This window comes from Streptococcus sp. HMSC077F03 (assembly GCF_001812375.1).
GTDB classification, from domain to species: domain Bacteria; phylum Bacillota; class Bacilli; order Lactobacillales; family Streptococcaceae; genus Streptococcus; species Streptococcus oralis_S.
Genome location: NZ_KV808793.1, coordinates 183,004 through 203,784, shown reverse-complemented (window position 1 = coordinate 203,784; position 20,781 = coordinate 183,004). Strand labels below are relative to the sequence as shown.

The window sequence follows — 20,781 nt, the reverse complement described above, 5'->3', positions numbered from 1 at the left end:
TTTCTAGGTTATACTTTTACAACTTGAACCTCGTCTTTGCCGAGCAAGATCAAGTATTTTTCAATGTTTTCAATCGAATAGGCTCGTGATAAGGCCTCACCGTATAGGGCTAACTGGCCACGATAGCGGTCTATGAGTTGACTTGGTTGATCGTAACGGTCTGTCTTATAGTCGAAAAGAATAATTCTGTCCTCGTAAAGTAGATAGCCGTCCAAGATCCCACGAACAACAAAGTCTTCCTGACTTTTTTGGTCCCGCTTGAGCATAGAAAAAGGTTGCTCGCGGTAGAGATGGTCTGTATTAGCAAGAATTTCCTGACCAAGTGCTGTATCAAAGAAGGCAAGAATTTTAGAAAGATTGATCTTGTCTCTAACAGCTGGACTAGTCTGAACTTGATTGAGAGTTTCTGTCAGGCTAGCAAGTGTTGGTTGCTGACCAAGGTCCATTCTCTGCATCAGTTCATGGGTGGCACTACCAATCTCAGCTCCAGTTACCTTTTCTTTAGTTGAAAAATCTGGTAAATCAAAGCTGATTTTCTTCTCAGTTGATTGAGTTTGGTTAGCAATTTGTACCCCTTCCATATCCATAACGGGTTCGTAGAATTTCTTGATTTGGCTTGGGGTTTGAACACTAGGAAGCTCAATAGCTGCGCGGTGAAGAGTATTATAAACTTCCACCTCTTTCAGCATTCCTAAAGCTTCTTTGATGGTTTCTGACTGGCGATTGTCTGCTTGAGATCTATCTTGTAGAGAACTCTTGTTTTCCAACTCTCCGATAGCTTCTCTAGTCAACTGATCTTCACCAACAAAACGATAGCTAAAGTTGAGATTGTCCTTGGCAAATACTTTACTGATAGCCCAGATCCAATCTTGAAAATTTCTTGCTTGCAGTCTGGTATTGCTATCTAATTTTCCGATATTTGCTGGCGGGTATTCCTTGGCTTCTAGCTTTTCACGAGAACCCTTACCGACAAGATAGAGCTTTTTCTCAGCCCTCGTCATGGCAACATACAGCAAACGCATCTGCTCTGAATAGCTAGCCAGTTGCAGTTCTTCTTCATTCTGGGTATAGGTAAGGCTAGGAATGGAGAGTTTAATGGTTTTAGGATAGTGTGCTTCCACTGCTCCTGTTTCTACCTTGGCAATGTATTTGACACCAAGCCCATTTTGACGACTGAGAATAACTTCTGACATCGAGTCTTGCTTGTTGAAGTCCTGATCCATATTGAGGATAAAGACGTAAGGAAACTCCAGTCCTTTGCTCTTGTGAATGGTCATGAGTTCCACGGCATCTTTAGGTGGAGCGACAGCTACGCTTGCGAGGTCATGCTGAGCCTCTAAAACTTGGTCAATCATACGGATAAAACGTGATAAGCCCTTGAAATTGCTCTTTTCAAACTGATCAGCACGTAGCGCTAGGGCATAGAGATTGGCCTGTCTAGCAGGGCCATTTGGCAAAGCCCCAACATAGTCATAATAAAAACGGTCATTATAAATCTTCCAAATCAAGTCATAGAGAGAGTGGGTTTTCGCATATAAGCGCCAAGAATCCAAGATATCCATGAATTGATTTAATTTTTCTGCTAGATCTGTGTGAATTAACTCTTTCTGGCTAGCTGCTTGTTTATGAGCATTGACCAGTTTCTCATAGAGATTTTCTTGGACTTTATCAGTTGCTTTCTGAAGGGACAAGCGTGCCAACTCGTCCTCATCAAAGCTAAACATAGGAGACTTCATAAGGGCAACCAAGGCATAGTCTTGCAGGGGATTGTGGATGACACGAAGCGTATCCAACATGACTTGCACTTCCAGGGATTGGAGGTAGTTATTTTGCTCGCCGTCGGTTTTAACAGGAATTCCGTACTCAGACAGGGCGAGGAGAATCTGGTCATTTCGACTGCGACTGGAGGTCAAAAGTGCGATTTCTTTAAAAGCAACACTTTTTTCCTGATAAAGTTTCAAGATTTCCTTGATGACCAGACGCATTTCCCCAGTGAGTTTTGTTTCTGTTTGGCTCTCTTCCTCCTCTTGTCCGCTGTCGTCCTTATCGTAGAGGAGAAATTCTGCCTTATTTTCTGGATTGGGAGTTAGTTTAGTATTGACAAAAACAAGCTGGTGCATGCTATCATAGTTGATTTCGCCGACCTCTTGGTCCATAAGGCGTCCAAAAACATCATTGGTTGCCGATAGCACTTCTGAACTACTACGGAAATTTTCCTTGAGTAGAATCAACTTGCCTTCTTGAGGATTATGCGCATAGCGTTGGAATTTCTCATTGAAAATCTGCGGATCTGCCTGACGGAAACGGTAGATGGACTGCTTGATATCTCCAACCATAAAGCGATTGTGACCATTCGACAGCAATTCCAACATTCTCTCTTGAATGTGGTTGGTATCCTGATACTCATCGACCATGACTTCGTGAAATCTCTCTTGATAAGTCTCGCGAACTTGTGGGAAATTCTCTAAAATCTCAATGGTGTAATGACTGATATCAGCGAATTCAAAGGCATTTTCTTGGCGTTTACGTTCGCGATAAGCCTCCACAAAATCACTCATAAATGTTTGGAAGGTTTTAGCTAGCTCCCAAGTATCTTCATGATAACGTTCTTGATAGTCGAGAATGGTTATCTGGTCCGCCAGTTGTCCTAGTTTAGCAAACTGGACCTTTCTCTCATCGTTATAGGCATCAGCCAGTGGTTTCAAATCGGCCTTACGACTAGAATTAGCCAGAGCTCGACCATTTTTCTCCTTAGAGATGACGACAATACGCGCAAGAACTGCTTGATAAGCCTGGCTATCGGACTCTTGATTTAAGGAACTAATTTCATCCAGAACCTGTTGCATAGCTTCTAAATAGGCAGCTTTGGGAAACTCCTTGGCATCATTATCCAGATGATAACGGAAAAAGCTTTCCAAATTCCAAAGCGCTTGCTTGATTTGCTCGGTCAGTTTGTCTTTTTCATTTGCAAAGTCAGCTTCCTCAAACCCTTTGAGAAAAGACTCGTTCAACCATTTTTGTGGACTGCTGGTGGATTGGAGGAAATCATAGATTTTGTAGACTTGTTGGCGCAGACCACGTTCATCCTTGCCTCGTCCAGCAAAGTTCTTGACCAAGCGACTAAAGTTCTCTTTATTTTCATCTTGGTAATGGGCTTCAAAAACCTGATGAAAAACTTCGTTCTTTAAGAGTAACTGTTCACTTTCATTTTGTAGAATACGGAAGTTCGGTGCGATATCAATCAGATAACCATGCTTGCCAAGGAATTTTTGTGTGAAGGAGTCCATGGTTCCGATGGCAGCGTTTGGCAGGTCTGCCAACTGACGTCCCAAGTGTTGTTTGAGATCAACATCATCGGTTTCTTGGATTTGTTGGCTGATTTTTTTCTCCAAACGTCCTTTTAGTTCAGTGGCAGCCTTGACGGTAAAGGTCGAGATAAAGAGTTGAGAAATTTCGACACCACGGGCTAACTGATCCAGAATACGCTCTGCCATGACAAAGGTCTTCCCTGAACCAGCGGATGCTGAAACTAGGATATTTTGCCCTGCCGTATAAATGGCTTCGATTTGCTCAGCTGTTTTCTTCTGTTCCTTGTTCGAACTCGCTTCTGCTTCTTGCAGTTTTTGAATTTCTTCCTCAGTTAAAAAGGAAATGGGCTTCATCGATTCAACTCCTCTCTCATTTTCTCAAACCAAGCTTGCTTGAGCTTTTCTCCAACCAGACGCTTGCCATCAGCTAAGTCCAACTTCTCTAGGAAACGGGCTTGTCCTAAGTGGTAATTTGCTTCAAAACCTGTGATGGCTTGGTGTTGCTGGACGTATGGGGCAATGCTTCTGCCATTTTCGGTATAGGGATTAATGGCAAACTGACCTTGTAAAATCTTCTCAGCTACCTTCTTATACAGGTGGGCATTATAGTCCAGCAGGAGCTGGAACTCCTCGTCTGTCAGCTGATTGGCCTTGTTTTTGTTATAAAACTCGCCCAAGTGACTGCTTTCTTTTTCTAAAAAGAGTCCTTGGTATTTCATTGATTTGCTGGCTTCTACTACTGCTCCTGCCAGACTTTTAACAGCTAATAAAGATTGGACGGGTTCAGCCATTTCCAAGTACATAGCTCCGAAAAAGTTCTGCTCCCCTTCTCTTTTTAGGGCAGCAAGATAGGTGGGCAGTTGGGAATTAAGCCCATTAAAGAAATTCGGAAACTGGAACTGAGTCAGACTAGACTTGTAGTCTACCACTCCTAACGCTCCATCAGCTTTCAGGCGGTCAATGCGATCAACCTTGCCTCGCACATGGACACTCCGACCATTATCCAATTGAATAAAGGCTTGATCTTTACCACCAAATGTTGCTTCCTCTTGGATGGTTTCAATGGCTGGATTATGACGAAGGATGTGGCCCGTAGTTCGCGCAACATCAAGTAGAATTTCCTTTGTAAACTGGGCTTCCAAACTTTCCTGATAAATAGCCTCAAATTCGCGTTCTTGGCTGGTTTCCTTAATGGCTTGTTCCAAACGCTTATCAAAGGAATCTTCATCAGGCAGTTTCAAGGCCCGTTCAAAAATACGATGCAAGAAATTCCCATGACTGCGAGCATCAGGACGTAGGCGCAATTCTTCCTGCAAACCTAAGACATAACGGAGGAAATAACTGTATTCATTGCGGTAAAACTCCGTCAAACCAGACGTAGAAAGGTAAAACTCCTTGTCAGCGGGATAGAGAGCCTGCAAGGTCTCTTTCTCTAATGGCTTGCTACTTGGATTAGTTGGGATAGCTGGATTTGTAAGACCTTTCTGATCAAGTTTTTTCCCCATCACACGCGCCAGAACCTTGACAAAGGTCACATCTTGCTCTGTATCACTCGTCTCATACTGCTGGTGATAGGCAACCAGACTAGACAAAAGACTGTGATAAGAACCCATATCATCCTTAGACAGACTTTTTTGATGAATTTTCTTTTCTATCCGGCTAAATCCAAAACTCACCAGTTCCTGAAGATAGGCCGATTCCTTGCTCTCATTTTCATTGAGGAGACTTGGAGCGGATAACACCAACTGCTTACGAGCAGCATTGACCAAGGAAAGCATGGTATAGCGATTTTTCTTGAGGTTTTCACTACTTGCAATCAGTAATTGTGCTCCCTCCTCAGTCGCTTGGTTTAGACTTTGTCGTTCTTCATCTGTCAAAAGACTGATGTTTTGCGCAATTTTTGGTAAATGATCCTGAGTCAGTCCGATGGCATAGACAAAGTCAGCCGTTAAGGGCGCAATCAAATCGTAACTCTGCACCAGAACAGTGTCCACTGTCGCTGGAATGGTACGATACTGGGATAAGCTCATTCCAGAATGGAGCAAGGCTAGGAAATCCTCTAGACTAACCTGTGTACCAGCGAAAACGGTCGCAAATTGTTCTAAAACATGGCAGAAAGCCTTCCAAACTTCGGCTTGTCTTTCCTGTTCATAAGCCTCCATAGTAGATGTTAAACCATGCATCTGCTTGCTTAAAGCAGCATTTTTTAGAAAAGTATTCCACTTTTGCAAGAGATTTTCAGCCTTTTGTTTTCGACTGGCAAATAAGGTTTCAAGTGGCGCCAAAACTCGCAGACGAAGAGAATTTAAACGCTCTAAATCAAATTTTCCATGGTGGGATTTGGTAAAGGTCTGCTGAAAAGCAGGCAAGCCATTGATGCCAAGATAGCGGAGATATTGCTCAAAAGCATCAATATCCGCTTGGCTAAGGTCAGTATACAGACCAGTTCTGAGGAGATTAATCAAATCCTCCTGACGAAAACGGTAGCGTTTCAAACGTAAAATAGACTCCACATACTGAGTCAAAGGATGATGAGCCATGGATTCACTTCTACCAAGATAGAAAGGAATCTGATACTGGTCAAAAATGGTTTTCAGTGATAACTGGTAAGAAGCCACATCCCCTAAGAGAATGCGAAAATTCTTGTAACTCAGTTCTGGATGGTCATGTAATTTCTGACGAATAGCGCGAGCCACCAGCTCCAACTCCTCTTTTTGCGTCAAACAAGACCAGATTTGCAGGTTTTCACTGTCCTTCTCATCTACATCTAAAGCAAGTTCTGAAAAATCATAAGAAGACTCCAGCAAACGAGAGGCCTTGTCAAAACTATCCATTTTCTCATGTGTCTGAGAACGATCCTGAGCAGGTGTTTGGTATTTTGCCCCCAAATGATGAAGAAATTCCACACTGGCTTGGTAGAGATTCCCTTCAGTGAACGGACTGCTATAAGCCTTCTTGCTTGCATAAGCCCCAATAACAATCTCGGCACCTTTTCGATGGAGCAGATCCACTACACGCTCTTCCTCGGCAGAAAAACGGGTAAATCCATCAATAACCAAGGCAATCTGACTGAAATCACTGCTTACCTTGTCATTCTCAATAGCCTCAATCAAATGGGACAACTGACTTCCCTGAGCCAACTGACCTTGATTGAGATAGGCAGTCACTTGCTCAAAAATCAAGAGTAAATCTGCTCGTTTATCCTCATCCGTCAAACTTTCCAAGTCCAAAAAGCTCATCTGAGCAGTCGTCATCTCATGATAAAGTTCAATCAACTGCTGGATAAATTGAGGATCCTGCTTAATTGCACCATACACACGTAAGACTTTGGGATCCAGTTCTGCAAGGCATTTATAAAAGGCCATCCCAAGGCCGATATCATCTAGACTGGTCTTGGCAGGCAAATCATTTAAAACTAGGTAACGAGCCATTTGAGCAAAGCGCGTGACGGTAATCGCAAAAGAAGCCTGCTGGGACAAGCATTCCAGCACGGCGCGTTCCTTTTCAAATGAAAGAGAGTTGGGGGCGATGTAGAAAACCCGCTTGCCTGCAGCAACTAGCTCTTCTGCCTCTCTCGTTAAAATTTCAGTCAAAGAAGTCCGAATATCAGTATAAAGTAATTTCATCTCAGCCTCGTTTGGTTTATCAAAGTTTCTTACTCTATTATAGCAAAGTTCGCTTCACAGTCCAAATCCAAAATTCTAGTTGACAATCATTTAACTAGCAAATCAATCATACTTCATCATCCATTTTCATATGCTGAAAGATATAGAGGAAAAAGTCTTTGGAAACTTCAAAATGTCCATAACGAAGTCGAGAAGTATAGTCTCTCCATTCAGGATGTTGTCTAGCTATTTCTATGGAGCAATCTTTGACTGGTTGATAATACTCGACATTACGTCTAAAGGGAAAGAATCCTTCGAACTGCTCTACTTGATAGGCCTTGTCGTCTATAATTTTACCTACGGCCACAAAAGCCTGTAACTTATCTTGACCGTTCATATCGTATTTTGGACTATAGTATAAAAGATAGTCACCTTTTTTCATACGATTTAAGGGGCCACCCTTTCCATGACAGACCTGGCAAAAATTTCCTTCAACTCCTCTTAAAACATGGTTCTTCGAAACAACTCCGACCCAATATCTAGGCATTTTTATCCTCCAACTCTACTAACATGCGATTAAAACTTTCTCTATCTTCAGAAAGTTTATCAAAAAATTCTTCATCAACCCCTTCTACTAAAGGTAAAGCTTGATTGACCTTCTCTGCGCCAGACTTCGTCACTGAGACAAGTTTTGCCCGACTATCCTTTGGGTGTTGATCACGCTTAATGTAGTCTTTCTTCTCCAGTAATCTAACAATCTGGGAAACCGTCATGACATCCATACCAGTGAACCGAGCAATATCAACTTGCGTTATATATTCCTCTCTATTAGACAGAAACAAAAGCGAAGTCAAAACGATAAATTGAGGCAGAGTAAGACCAACTGATTTCAAAACTCTTTTTAAGTTGCTTTCCCACTTGTTGTAGACTTTAATGAACAGAAGACCTGTAGACTCTGTTTCATCATTTTTGTAAATTGAATTAAAGTGATACTTTGACATTTTTTCTCCTAAAATATTAAGTATACATATTATATAAGAATTTATTTTGTTTTTCAAGAAAAGGAAAGTCGAATGTTACAATTCTGTCGGACATTTTATAGTCTATATGCTATAATAATAGCAAAACACCTAGAAAAGGAAGTCTTATGATTAAACTACTAGCCTTGGATATGGACGGAACCCTCCTTAACGAAGCCAAGGAAATCCCACAAGCCCACATTACTGCCATTCACCAAGCCATTGAAAAAGGTGTCAAACTGGTTCTCTGTACAGGTCGCCCGCTTTTCGGTGTCCTTCCTTACTATAAAAAATTGGGACTGGACCTCCAGAACGAGTATGTCATTGTCAATAATGGTTGTTCAACCCACCAGACCAGTGACTGGAGTCTAGTTGACTGGCAAGAACTCAGTCCAGCTGACATCGAATACCTCTATGACTTAGCAGAAAAAAGCGACGTCCAGTTGACTCTTTTTGATGAGGAGCATTATTTTGTCCTCGGTGGCAAGCCTAATCAAATCGTTCAAAATGATGCCAAGCTAGTCTTTTCAGACCTGACTGAAATTTCCCTTGAGGAAGCCACCAGTGGTAAATATCGGATGTTCCAAGGAATGTTTTTAGGAACAAAAGAGCAAACAGACGATTTTGAGCAACGGTTTGCTGAGGAACTCTGTCAACGATTTAGCGGTGTTCGTTCGCAGCCAGTCATTTATGAAGCCATGCCACTTGGAACAACAAAGGCTACTGCTCTTTCTCGACTAGCAGCGATTTTGAAGATCGAGCCCTCAGAGATTATGGCCATGGGCGATGCCAATAACGATATCGAAATGCTTCAGTTTGCAGGGCTTAGCATTGCTATGGGAAATGCCAGCGACCATGTCAAATCCTTAGCCAATGACGTTACAACCAGCAATGAAGAAGACGGCGTTGCGCGTGCGATTGAGAAGTATATTTTATAAAAAAGAAAAGCAAATAGACAGAAATTACTGTTATTTGCTTTTTTGTTACTTAACCAAATAAGCAATCAAGGTTATAATCCATAGATGAGCTGGGTAGAAAATATAAAAGAAATATTTACTCCAACTGGTTTCTTTTCCTCGCTGTCCATTATACAAGGCCGTAAAAGGAAATACGGTGATAAAGAGCCAGTCAGAATTGAAAAGCATCATTTCCAGTGTTTGGTGCCAAGTGTCGTAAATTTGGATGGAAGTCACTAACAGAAAGGCCCAGAGAAAAGCATAAAGGAGATTTCGCAATCCCTTGCGATTTCGACAAGAGTAACTAATCAAGAGAAATGGTAGCATGGTGATACCACCCTCAGTAAAAAGACATCCGAAAATCAAGAGACCAGCAAGCCCAATCCGACGCCACAACTTCTCTTTTTTATCCAGCTCTTTTCTGGGAAAACCAATCCAAAGCATGGTAACACCGATGGCCAAAGTAAAGAAAATATTATTAGTGACCATTACTCCTTTGGATGCAAATAGGGCATTGAGGAGGCTATTTCCAGCAAACATGATCAGCGCCCAAGACCAGAGGCGGATGAGGTAGTTTTTCAAATTTCGAGTATGGATGAAGCCTTCCATAGCCATATAGGCAAACCAAACTCCCACACAACGGGTCATAGCGTGAAAAATACCTTCCCACAGAGGAGAAACGATCCCGGTAATATGCGGGATATGGTCTAGAACCATTACTGCCGCCATCAGGTACTTCAACTGCGTCGCATTCCATTTTTTCATAATAAACCTCTTTCTTTTTGATCTACATAGAGTATAGCATACATTTCCACGTATAATCGTACACCTATCTTACATTTAAAAAGCCTATCTTACATTTTTGTAAGACAGGCGTGAATATCAAAAATTTATTATGAAAGATACCTTCTAGTCCGTAATTCGTTTGTACATTTCTGGTCTTCTATCACGAAACAGTCCCCAGTTGAGGCGTTCGCTTGCTCCCTTATCAAGGTCATAAGTGGCTAACAGAACAGCTTCACCTTGTCTTTCAGCTTGCTCTAGAATAGCTCCTGTTTCATCTGTCATAAAGGAGGAACCGTAGAAGTCAAGACTGGAACTTTGTCCACCATTTTCCTCACTAGGAGTGACTTCTTCCAAACCGTAACGATTGACTGCAATGACTGGGACAATATTAGCTGCTGCGTGCCCTTGCATAGTACGTTGCCAGTGACCACAACTGTCTGTATCCAAAATTGGTTCTGAACCGATTGCTGTTGGATAAAAGAGTAACTCTGCTCCATTTAATGCAAGACATCTCGCTGTTTCAGGGAACCATTGATCCCAACAGATACCAATACCAATCTTGGCATAGCGAGTATCCCAGATCTTGAAACCAGTGTTGCCAGGAGTGAAATAAAACTTTTCTTGATAATAATGATCATCTGGTATGTGGGTCTTCCGATAAACGCCCAGCACTTCTCCATCAGCATCAATAACGGCGATAGAGTTATACAAGACATTGCCATCTTTTTCATAGAAACTGATTGGTAAAACAACTTCTAGTTCCTTAGCAATCGATTTAAAATGCTGAATGGCTATATTTTCTGTCACCGACTGGGCATACTGATAATAGTCATACTGACGTTCCTGACAAAAATAAGGACGTTCAAACAACTCCGGCAAGAGAATGATTTGTGCGCCTTGTTTTGCAGCTTGGCGAACTAAACGTTCCGCTGTTTGGATATTCGTTGCCACATCCTTAGCGCATTGCATCTGAATGGCTGCAACTCTTACATTTCTCATCTTTTTCTCCTATTCTGGGATTTGTTGGGTGATACAGTGGATATTGCCACCACCTAAAAGAATATCTCTGGCTGGTATTCCTACAACTTTTCGGTCTGGGAAACACTTGCTGAGAATATCTAGGGCTACTTGGTCGTTAACATCCTCAAACTGTGGAACTAAGACAGCCTTGTTGGCAATATAGAAATTGACATAGGAAGCTGCAAGACGCTCGCCCTCATAACGCTCCTCTTCCCCATATTCATAGGTATAACCTGGTAAATCCTCCTTAGTGACAACCTGACGAATAGCTGGAATAGGAAGCTTATGAATAGTGAAAGTGCGACCTTTTGCATCCGTTTCCTTTTCTAAAATCTCAAGGTCGGCTGCAGACATGGCATACTGAGGATCGCTTTTATCGTCTGTCCAAGCTAGAACAAGCTCTGCAGGACCAACGAAGGCTGCTACATTATCAACGTGCTCGTTTGTCTCATCTTGATAAATACCATAGGGAAGCCAGATAACTTTTTCAGCGCCAAGGCTCTCCAATAAGGTGTTTTCGATTTCCTCTTTAGACAGGTGGGGATTGCGTCCAGGACTTAGAAGACAACTTTCAGTCACAAGAATGGTTCCTTGACCATCGCTATGGATCGCTCCACCTTCCAGTACAAAAGGTTTAGCATCGTAAACAGGTATTTTCAAGATCTCAGCAAAACGACTAGCTACTTGGTCATCCTCTTCATAATCTTGATAAAGACCATCCACGGCCCCACCCCAAGCATTGAATGACCAATCAACTGCCAACTTTTCTCTTTTGTCATTAACAAGAATGGTCGGACCAGTATCACGCGCCCAGGCATCATTTGTCGGAATATCTAAATAAACGACCTTGTCTCCTAGATAGGATTGGGCTTCAGATAGATGAGCCTGATCCACCAAGAGATAGACTCTTTCCCCTTGGGCTATGTTTTTTATAATTTGGCTAAATGCTCTTTTGGCAGCCTTTCCTTGAAAGGGCCACGAACCTGGTCGAGTCGGCCAGATCATGAGGGTACCATGATGGGGTTCATATTCTGCTGGCATACGAAAGCCTAATTTTTTTGGAGTTTCTATCATGATAATCTCCCTTTAAAGTCTTGATAGTCGAAGGCTTTGACTAAGCTGCAGTCCTCCTGCTCGTTCATAAGATAGAGACTTGGCAAGCCAATACCGTTAAAGGTATTATTTTTGACAAAGGAGTAAATAGCCATATCTTCAAAATAAAGTCTATCACCGATTTGGATTGGATTTTCAAAGCTATAATCGCCAATCACATCACCCGTCAGACAGGTATTGGAAGAAAGTCTATAGGTATGGGCTTTTTCCTGCGGTTCAAATCCATTTCTCAAAGGTGGACGATAGGGCATTTCAAGTACATCAGGCATATGGCAGGTCGCGGAGGCATCTAAAACCAAAATATCCATACCGTTTTCGACAATGTCCAATACTTCAGTTGCTAGATAACCCGCATTGAGAGCAATAGCTTCTCCCGGCTCGATATAGACTTCAAGATTGTAAGTTTCTTGGATACGCTTGATTTCAGAAATTAGCAAATCCACATCATAGTCTTCTCTAGTGATGTGGTGTCCACCACCCATATTGAGCCATTTGACCTCATGTAAATAAGGACCAAACTGCGCTTCGACTGCTTTCAAGGTTGTCTCTAAATCATCTGCCCCCTGCTCGCAAAGGGTATGAAAATGAAGACCATCCACCAAGTCCAGCAAATCACTAGGAATCTTGTCTATAGTGACTCCAAAACGGGATCCAGGTACACAAGGATCATAGAGCGCGTGATCACCTTGGGTAGAACATTGAGGGTTGAGGCGCAAACCGACACTGATACCAGCCTCTCGGCAACGAGGACCATGTTTACGCAACTGTCTCTCTGAGTTAAAGACGATATGGTCCGTTATCTCCAGCAATTCCTCCAAGTCTGCATCCTTGAAAGCAGGTGCAAATACATGGACTTCCCCCGGAAACTCTTCTCTAGCTAGCTTAGCCTCATAGAGACCACTAGCCGTCGTACCAGATAGGTACTGGCTAATCAAGGGATAGGTTTTGTAGAGAGAATAAGCCTTCTGGGCCAGTAAAACCTTGCAGCCCGCTTCTTCCTGAACATATTGTAGAATGCGACAGTTTGCTTCTAACTTGGCCAAATCAATGACGTAAGCTGGTGTGGGTACTTGTTCTAACTTCATTAGTCCACCATTTGCGGATTTTCTACCACAACCCAAGGCAATCCGTACTCATTCAAAGCTTCCATGAATGGATCTGGATCCAACTCTTCAAGGTTGTAAACTCCAGGTTGTTTCCAAGTTCCGTTCATCACTAATTTGGTCCCAATCATGGCTGGAACGCCTGTTGTGTAAGAAATTGCTTGTGAACCAACTTCTGCGTAACATTCCTGATGGTCGCAAACATTGTAGATATAGATAGTCTTTTCAACACCGTCTTTGACACCTGTAAAGATACAGCCGATATTGGTTTTTCCAACTGTACGTGGGCCAAGGCTGGCTGGATCAGGAAGCAAGGCTTTTAAGAATTGAATCGGTACAATGTCCTGTCCATTAAAGTTAATAGCATCCGTACGAAGGAGACCAACGTTTTCCAAGCATTTCATGTGCGTTAGATAAGATTGGCCAAAAGTCATAAAGAAACGAATCCGTTTAACACCTGGAATGTTTTTGGCCAATGATTCGATTTCTTCATGGTGAAGGAGATACATGTCTTTTTGTCCAACCTGAGGGAAATCGTACTCACGCTTGATTGACATGGCTTCGACTTCGACCCATTTTCCATCTTCCCAGTAAGAACCTGGCGCAGAAACCTCGCGGAGGTTGATTTCTGGGTTAAAGTTTGTTGCAAATGGATAACCGTGGTCACCACCATTACAGTCTAAAATGTCGATATAGTGGATTTCATCAAAATAGTGTTTAAGGGCGTAGGCAGAAAAGACGCTGGTCACACCTGGGTCAAATCCAGATCCAAGAAGAGCTGTCAAGCCTGCTTCTTTGAATTTCTCCTGATAAGCCCACTGCCATGAGTAGTCAAAATAGGCTGTAAAACCTAGTTCCTCACAACGTTTCTCATAAATGGCACGCCATTCTGGGTCTTCTGTGTCCTCAGCCTCATAGTTGGCGGTATCGATATAGTGGATACCTGTTGCCAAGCAAGCATCCATAATTGTTAAATCTTGATATGGTAAAGCTACGTTCAAAACAGCTTCTGGTTTGTAGCTATCAATTAAGGCAATCACTTCTTCAACCTTGTCAGCGTCAAGGGCAGCTGTCTCAATCTTTGTACTTGTTTTACCTTCCAGTTTAGCCTTCAAGTCATCACATTTTGACTTGGTACGGCTAGCAATCATAATCTCTGTAAAGGTTTCGCTATCTTGGCAAATCTTTGAAATAGCAACTTGGGCAACGCCCCCACATCCAATAACTAATAAACGACTCATTTTTTCCCTTCCTCTTCTTCTAAAATGTCCTCAACATACTTGGGCAACATAAAGGCTCCCACGTGTAAGTTTGCAGTGTAGTATTCTGTGAAAAGCTGGCGTTTTTTCCAGCCTTCCTTGTCAAAATCTTTGACAGGATGGTATTTTTTCGATGCAAATCCAAACAACCAATAGCCAGCTGGACTGGTTGGGATATGCGCCTGATAGACCCGACTGATTGGAAAGGCTTGATTGACCTTGCGGTGCATGCTTCGGCAAGCTGACTCATCCTCGTCAAAGAAGGGACTCCCATGCTGATAGATCATGATTCCGTCCTCTTTCAAGGCTCTGTAACTGTTTCCGTAAAATTCCTTAGTAAAGAGCCCTTCCGTATGTCCAAATGGATCTGTCGCATCGTTGATAATGATATCGTAATCATCCTCACAGTTTCGTAAAAATCTCAGTCCATTTTGATAGTAAATGGTAACACGAGGGTCATCTAATCCAGCAGCAAAATCTGGGAAATATTCACGACAAACCTCAACCAGCATTTCATCTGGTTCAACGATATCGATTTGTTCCAATTCTGGATACAGTGTCAAAACTTGGGCAACACCGCCGTCGCCACCCCCAATAACCAATACTTTCTTAGGATTAGGATGGACAGCCATGGGTACGTGGACGGTCATTTCATTGTAGACAAAATCATCCGCATCTGAAAACAAGACGTGCCCATTTAAAATCAGTATTTTCCCAAAAGCTGGCGTATCTAATACTTCGATATCCTGCCATTCACTCTTACCAGCGTAGAGTTGCTTGGCTGTTCTCAGGGACAATTTCACATCTGGAGTATGAACTTCAGAAAACCATAAATCCATCTAGTTCTCCTTTCTCTTAATGACGTTGATATGATTGACCTCTGGATCTTCCGTCCCTTGGAGGGAGCAACCACGTTCCTTGGCAAATTGGATATAGTCTACAATTTCTAGTGTAATGCGTTCACCTGGAGCTAGGATTGGAATTCCTGGAGGATAACACATGACAAATTCCCCACAGACCTGTCCAACGGATTCATCCAATGTTAAACTTCTTCTCTCTGAATAAAAGGCTTCCTGAGGAGACAGGACCAACTCGGGTTGAATATATTCTCCAGCTATCAAGTCCTTTCCATCTCGTGAGTAAAGTCTCTTAATATCAGCTAAAGCACCAACCAGACGCTCAATGTCTTGGATGCGGTCACCAATTGAAATATAGGCCAATATATTGCCAATATCCCCAAACTCGATCTGAATATCGTATTCGTCTCGTAGGAGGTCATAAACCTCGATACCTGTTAACCCAATCCCCTGAGTGTACACTGACAGCTTGGTCACGTCAAAATCACAGACTGACACACCGTCTATCAATTCTTTTGAGTAGGCATAGTAACCACCGATAGCATTGATTTCACGACGAGCGTACTCGGAGAGCTCAATGACTTTTTCAAAAGACTCTTTACCACGAAGAGCTAAGTTTCGTCGAGAAATATCCAAACTAGACATAAGTAGGTAAGAGGCAGATGTTGATTGGGTCAGGTTGATGATCTGACGAACGTACTCAGGATTCATCTGCTCCCCAAGAAGTAAAATGGAGCTCTGAGTCAAACTCCCACCAGACTTATGCATAGAGACCGCCGCAATATCAGCTCCAGCATCCATAGCTGACAATGGCAATTTGTCTGTAAAATGCAAATGCGCTCCATGGGCTTCATCCACTAAAACCAGCATGCCCGCTTCATGGGCCATTTCCGTTAAACCCTTGAGGTCCGAACAAATTCCATAGTAAGTAGGATTGTTGATTAGGATAGCTTTAGCATCTGGATGTTCCTTAATGGCCTGGGCCACCCGTTCATTTTCAAGACCTAAAGCAATGCCAATTTTAGGATCTACACTCATCTCGATATAGATGGGAATGGCACCACATAGAACCAGCGCATTGATAGCAGATTTGTGGACATTTCGTGGCAGAATAATCTTATCTCCTGCCTTACAGGTCGAAAGAATCATGGTCTGAACTGATGAGGTTGTTCCCCCAATCATGAGAAAGGCGTGGGCTGCTCCAAAAGCATCTGCTGCCAACTCCTCTGCATCCCGAATAATCGAAATGGGATGGCCTAGATTATCCAAGGGTTTCATCGAATTGACATCAATACCAACACATTTTTCCCCTAACAGTTCGACAAGTTCTGGATTTCCTCGTCCACGCTTGTGACCTGGCACATCAAAGGGAACAATCCTTTTCTTGCGTAGCTTGACCAAGGCCTCGTAAATTGGGGCTTGGTTTTGATCTAACTTCTTCAAGACATACTCCTTTACCATATTTTTAGCACCTCAAGAAGATAAAGGTGACTAAAGGTTGACTAAGGTTGACTTATGAAAAAAGAGCAGGTTTTCACCTGCTCTGCAATCTTCTGACGTGTTTATTTTGGTTTCTGTTGAGTATGTCTGTTCCCGATGTTTCCTAACTCTCTAGTAGCAAATATTACGTACTTTATTGATCGTTTCACAAGATGACGTGTGCTTTCACCACACTAAAATTTATGAATTAGGACAAGCGTCCTAACATCAACTTATAAAAGTAGGCTTTTAACCCTATCAATAATGTGGCTTTTCAACCACGCTTCGGCATTCAACCCTGCCTGTCCGTAGGCATTTTTTACTCGGGTTTATATTTGCTAGAAAACATCTTCTCATTTTCTAAGCCTTATAACTATATCATGTTTATAAGAGCTTGTAAAGGATTTTGTGAAACTTTTTTAAAGAATTTCTTTTTTTGTTCGTGAAATATTATTCAATGACAAAAAGAAATCGCTTTAAAACGTCAAAGAAGTAAGAAAAAAGAAACTACAATCATTAGATATTTTAATAATCTTAAAGTATGACTTGATATTGAAAATCAATTCTTTTCATCAGATTTTATACATATTTCCAGCTAGGAAGTGTGAATCAACTGCTCCAATTCTACTTTTGAAAGCTGTCCTTGTTTGTAAAGTTTTCTAAGTAAGTCCTCATCTACGGTAATTGAATAATAGTACTCTACAAACTCATGAAATTTCTCAAAACTGTCAAAGAAATAGGATAATAACCATTCGCCACCGTCCTGATCTTGGTAGGTATTTTGATGCTCTTGTCCGTCATACCAGATAAAGAAGGTTGTTTCATCTTTTTGCTCTTCTGAGTAAAGGTTTTGATACTTTTCATCCAGTCCTTTATAAAATCCGTCTATGATATCTTGATTCCACTCATCCGCAGCAAATTGACTCAAACTGCTTTCATGATCAAAGCCCTTTATAAAAATCATTTTATCAGTAAAGATCACATCTAGAGAATCGCCAGAACCGTTGTCGATAAGGTAACGGACCCCATAGCACTCCTCAGTCTTACTGATCAATCGAAGCCAGGGCTTGTTTGGATCTGTTCGATACTCAACAATGACAAGCAAGGCATCTAAACGCGTCTTTGCATTTTCCCATTCAATTTTTTCCATCTCTTTAATCCTCCATCTTAAAGCTTAAAATCTATTATGCTTACAAATTCTATAACCAATTTCTATCTATTCCGCCCAACTATACTGTGGAATATTTCCTTCACCAGACAAGTCATCAGGTGTACGATTTTTATTGAATCTGAGTAGACTGTAATCTTATATTAATTATCATACTTCAATCAATCGTTCGCTAAGAATAAGAGAGCCACTCATTAATAAAAGAAGCAATTTCTTTAGGTGCTTGAGTATAAAGCTCATGACCAAAGTTATCTAGAAAAATAGTATCAAAATAGTCTGGCAATTCTTTTAGAGCCTCTTCTCTCCATGCTACTTCATTAGGATATCGAGGACTAATAAACAAGGTATTTCCCACTTTTCTCTTAAACGCTTGTATTTTTCTCCGTAGCTGTAGTAACGTTTCTATATTTTCATAATTTATAGCTAACTCATATCTATTATACTGCACATTCCAATGATAGGAATGTATTACAGCTTCTTCCATATTTTTTGACCAATGCTTTGCTTCAGATTTTTCTTTAGAAATAAGAATATCTATGTCAGAAAGGTTTTGAGACTTGATATAGTTTTTGGTTTCCTCTAACTCTGTATCTAAAGGTAAAATCTTGTCTAAATCTAAATAGCCACCATCCAAAAGAATCAGTTTTTTCACTTCTTGAAATTCCGATGCGAAATAACGAGCCAAATCTCCTCCGAGAGAATGGCCTATCAGACAGATAGATTCTTCCCCAACTATCTCCTTTTTAAACCATGATTTCAACTCTATTTCATCTCTAAAATACTTTTCATATGGATTTATAAAACAAGCAATCGAGTCTAGCTCTTGAAGAAAATCCTTGCTATGACAGACATTACTTCCCAAACCGCCAATAAAATATATTTTCATTCTCTAATTAATACTATGCTTATTCATCTTTTGTTCAAAGATAGTCGTGATAATCTGACGCAATTCTTCACGTTCTTTTTCTGGGATTTCACCACTTGTTTGGGCTGCAGCGTAGAGTTCAGGGTGTTCAATTGAAATGCGTTTAATAGTACGTGTTGTAGCATGTTTTCTGACAAAAAAAGGGATGCGCTTAATCAAGTCTTGTGGGACAAGCGCAAGAATTTTCTCAGCAGTTTCCTTGTCACCAATCTTAGACGTAGTCAGCCCTTTCTTAATCATTTCCTGTTCTTTTTCTGTAAAATCTTTTAATTCCATCTGATTAATCCTCCTATTCTCTCTAAGTTAAATTATATATCAGTTGTAGCAAGACACCAAATAGTCTGTTTGTAAAATGCTTTCTATACTAGAATTTTCTTTTCACTTTTAATTTCTCCCTAGTAAAAAATCACAAAACCTTTAGGCAAAATCGCCAGTTGCTGTTCCAATACTTGGCAATGACTGGCTAGCGCTACAGACTCACTATCTATAAGATAGTTTTCAGTTGATTGGTTAAAAATAGCTTGGATTTTTTGTCCATCATAATCCCATGCCAGAGATAGCACGTCCGGCTTGATTTCTTTTATGCTATAGGTGCCATGTTGGATAATGCCTGAAACCTCCTTACGAAGCTGAATCAATTTTTTCATGAATTGAAGCATGTCATTACTGTCGGAAACACGGTCCCAAGGCATGACACGACGACAATCTGGATCTGGTCCTCCACCTAACTCCAACTCGGTTCCATAGTAGAAACACGGTGTCCCCCTTTGTAAAAAGAGGCAAGCAAGAGCCGACTTAACGAGTTGAACATCTTCCTTGGCAGTAGTCAAAATACGCTCCGTATCATGCGAATCCAAGAGATTGAACATCACTTCCGAAATCTGTTGTCTATAGTACATAGATTGGCTATTGATTTCATTGATAAATTGAGGTGACTTCTTAACCCCTCGCAAGAAATAATCCTTGATACTGTCAGAGAGAGGGTAATTCATGACTGCGTGGAATTCATCGCCATTTAGCCAAGGCTGAGAAGTGTGCCAGACCTCTCCAAGAATATAAAGGTCAGGCTTTTTAGCCAAAACAGCCTTACGGAAATCTCGCCAAAATTGATGGTCTACTTCATTCGCCACATCCAGGCGCCAAGCATCAATATCAAACTCTTCAATCCAGTAGGTCGCAACGCTTAGCAAATAGTCCCTCACTTGAGGATTGGCCGTATTAAGCTTGGGCATATAGCTGGCAAAGGCAAAGGTATGGTAAGGGAGTTTTCTTGGGTTTCCCAGCTTATCCTTAGTCACGGGAAATTCTTGAACATGGAACCAGTCTTTATATTCCGACTTTTCACCATGCTTGAGAACATCCTGCCATTGTGGAGACTGATCCCCGATATGATTGAAAACAGCGTCCAGCATGATTTTCATGCCTCTCTGATGGGCTCCCTCCACCAGTTTACGGAAAGTTCCCTTGTCTCCAAAATGATGGTCAATTTTAAAATAATCCGTTGTATTATACTTGTGATTGCTTGGGGATTCAAAAATCGGACAGAGATAAAGACCTGTAATCCCTAAGTCTTGCAAGTAATCCAGATGGTCAATAATGCCCTGTAAATCACCACCAAAGAAATCGCTCGTCTTTGGCTTGATAAAGGAATCCCAAGCTAGCGCACCTTCAGGTGAAATCTCAGGATTCCCATTAGCAAAGCGTTCTGGGAAAATCTGGTACCATACCGTCTCTGCTACCCAGTCAGGAACGTGGCAAGCATCAATCTCATGGATGTACGGAATTTTAAAGCCATTTCCTTCATAATGAAGGTTTTCTAGCGTGTTTTCAACACATCCCTTATCGCCATACAAAATACTCTTACCTTGCTTATCCTTGAGTTCAAAGAGATACTGGAGTCGCGCATAGCCAACCGTAACTTCCACTTGCCAGTAATCAAACAAGGCATCGGAAGTCACTTTGACCATCTCCTTGCTTGCTTCATAATGGTCCTCTAAAAAGATAAAAGGATCACCATAATGTAAGTTGATGCTTTCAATATCATCTTTCTTGGTCCGGATGCGAATGTGCATTGTCTTGTCTTTATAAAGATAAGCATACTCCGACTCTGGTCTGTGGTAAATGGCTGTTAATTCCATTGTTCTGTCTCCTAGTTTACTTTTATTCATCTTGCTGCGCAAACG

General features: G+C 41.5%; 16 protein-coding genes. 1 reads left to right on the top strand and 15 read right to left on the bottom strand.

The window, feature by feature from the left end; all coding sequences use genetic code 11:
• Positions 1–8: 8 nt before the first annotated feature.
• The 4 genes from addA to HMPREF2853_RS06185 all read right to left on the bottom strand — a co-directional run bounded on the left by addA (position 9) and on the right by HMPREF2853_RS06185 (position 7,914).
• Positions 9–3,662 carry a helicase-exonuclease AddAB subunit AddA gene (gene addA, locus HMPREF2853_RS06200; protein WP_000802723.1) on the bottom strand — a complete coding sequence of 1,218 codons (3,654 nt, stop codon included), beginning with the start codon at positions 3,660–3,662 and terminating at the stop codon, positions 9–11.
• Positions 3,659–6,934, bottom strand: coding sequence for an ATP-dependent nuclease subunit B (rexB, locus tag HMPREF2853_RS06195; RefSeq protein ID WP_000772318.1), 3,276 nt, complete (start codon positions 6,932–6,934; stop codon positions 3,659–3,661). The genes addA and rexB overlap by 4 nt, the downstream gene beginning before the upstream one ends.
• Before the next feature lie 106 nt (positions 6,935–7,040).
• Positions 7,041–7,460 carry an EVE domain-containing protein gene (locus tag HMPREF2853_RS06190; protein ID WP_001138495.1) on the bottom strand — a complete coding sequence of 140 codons (420 nt, stop codon included), beginning with the start codon at positions 7,458–7,460 and terminating at the stop codon, positions 7,041–7,043.
• Positions 7,453–7,914, bottom strand: a complete 462-nt coding sequence (locus HMPREF2853_RS06185; protein WP_000049664.1) for a MarR family winged helix-turn-helix transcriptional regulator — start codon at positions 7,912–7,914, stop codon at positions 7,453–7,455. Before HMPREF2853_RS06185 ends, HMPREF2853_RS06190 begins: the two co-directional genes overlap by 8 nt.
• Positions 7,915–8,060: 146 nt before the next feature.
• Here HMPREF2853_RS06185 and HMPREF2853_RS06180 point away from each other — a divergent pair, with 146 nt between their 5' ends.
• Positions 8,061–8,870: a Cof-type HAD-IIB family hydrolase gene (locus HMPREF2853_RS06180; RefSeq protein WP_070535284.1), complete on the top strand. Its 810-nt coding sequence runs from the start codon at positions 8,061–8,063 to the stop codon at positions 8,868–8,870.
• A gap of 45 nt (positions 8,871–8,915) precedes the next feature.
• On the opposite strand, the gene HMPREF2853_RS06175 is transcribed toward HMPREF2853_RS06180, so the two are convergent.
• The 11 genes from HMPREF2853_RS06175 to HMPREF2853_RS06125 all read right to left on the bottom strand — a co-directional run bounded on the left by HMPREF2853_RS06175 (position 8,916) and on the right by HMPREF2853_RS06125 (position 20,736).
• Positions 8,916–9,653, bottom strand: coding sequence for a TraX family protein (locus tag HMPREF2853_RS06175; RefSeq protein WP_000759213.1), 738 nt, complete (start codon positions 9,651–9,653; stop codon positions 8,916–8,918).
• A gap of 144 nt (positions 9,654–9,797) precedes the next feature.
• Positions 9,798–10,673 carry an N-carbamoylputrescine amidase gene (gene aguB, locus HMPREF2853_RS06170; RefSeq protein ID WP_001246741.1) on the bottom strand — a complete coding sequence of 292 codons (876 nt, stop codon included), beginning with the start codon at positions 10,671–10,673 and terminating at the stop codon, positions 9,798–9,800.
• 9 nt (positions 10,674–10,682) lie between these two features.
• Positions 10,683–11,768 (bottom strand): agmatine deiminase, encoded by a 1,086-nt coding sequence (aguA, locus tag HMPREF2853_RS06165; protein ID WP_000573466.1) that lies wholly within the window; start codon positions 11,766–11,768, stop codon positions 10,683–10,685.
• The gene (gene nspC, locus HMPREF2853_RS06160) at positions 11,765–12,892 is read right to left on the bottom strand and encodes a carboxynorspermidine decarboxylase (protein ID WP_033606436.1); all 1,128 of its coding nucleotides are present in this window, start codon (positions 12,890–12,892) and stop codon (positions 11,765–11,767) included. The genes aguA and nspC overlap by 4 nt, the downstream gene beginning before the upstream one ends.
• Positions 12,892–14,151: a saccharopine dehydrogenase family protein gene (locus tag HMPREF2853_RS06155; protein WP_000088759.1), complete on the bottom strand. Its 1,260-nt coding sequence runs from the start codon at positions 14,149–14,151 to the stop codon at positions 12,892–12,894. Before HMPREF2853_RS06155 ends, nspC begins: the two co-directional genes overlap by 1 nt.
• Entirely contained in the window at positions 14,148–15,008 is an 861-nt protein-coding gene (gene speE, locus HMPREF2853_RS06150) for a polyamine aminopropyltransferase (RefSeq protein ID WP_000366713.1), read from the bottom strand. Before speE ends, HMPREF2853_RS06155 begins: the two co-directional genes overlap by 4 nt.
• On the bottom strand, positions 15,009–16,469 hold the full coding sequence (locus HMPREF2853_RS06145; RefSeq protein WP_049549884.1) for an aminotransferase class I/II-fold pyridoxal phosphate-dependent enzyme: 1,461 nt from the start codon (positions 16,467–16,469) through the stop codon (positions 15,009–15,011).
• Between the two features lie 631 nt (positions 16,470–17,100).
• On the bottom strand, positions 17,101–17,655 hold the full coding sequence (locus HMPREF2853_RS06140; protein WP_000411074.1) for a hypothetical protein: 555 nt from the start codon (positions 17,653–17,655) through the stop codon (positions 17,101–17,103).
• A gap of 190 nt (positions 17,656–17,845) precedes the next feature.
• The gene (locus HMPREF2853_RS06135) at positions 17,846–18,559 is read right to left on the bottom strand and encodes an alpha/beta hydrolase (protein ID WP_070535282.1); all 714 of its coding nucleotides are present in this window, start codon (positions 18,557–18,559) and stop codon (positions 17,846–17,848) included.
• 3 nt (positions 18,560–18,562) lie between these two features.
• A complete protein-coding gene (locus tag HMPREF2853_RS06130) occupies positions 18,563–18,874 on the bottom strand; it encodes a hypothetical protein (RefSeq protein ID WP_000420549.1) in 312 nt (103 codons plus the stop codon).
• Between the two features lie 119 nt (positions 18,875–18,993).
• A complete protein-coding gene (locus HMPREF2853_RS06125; RefSeq protein ID WP_070535280.1) occupies positions 18,994–20,736 on the bottom strand; it encodes a glycoside hydrolase family 13 protein in 1,743 nt (580 codons plus the stop codon).
• Positions 20,737–20,781: the final 45 nt, after the last annotated feature.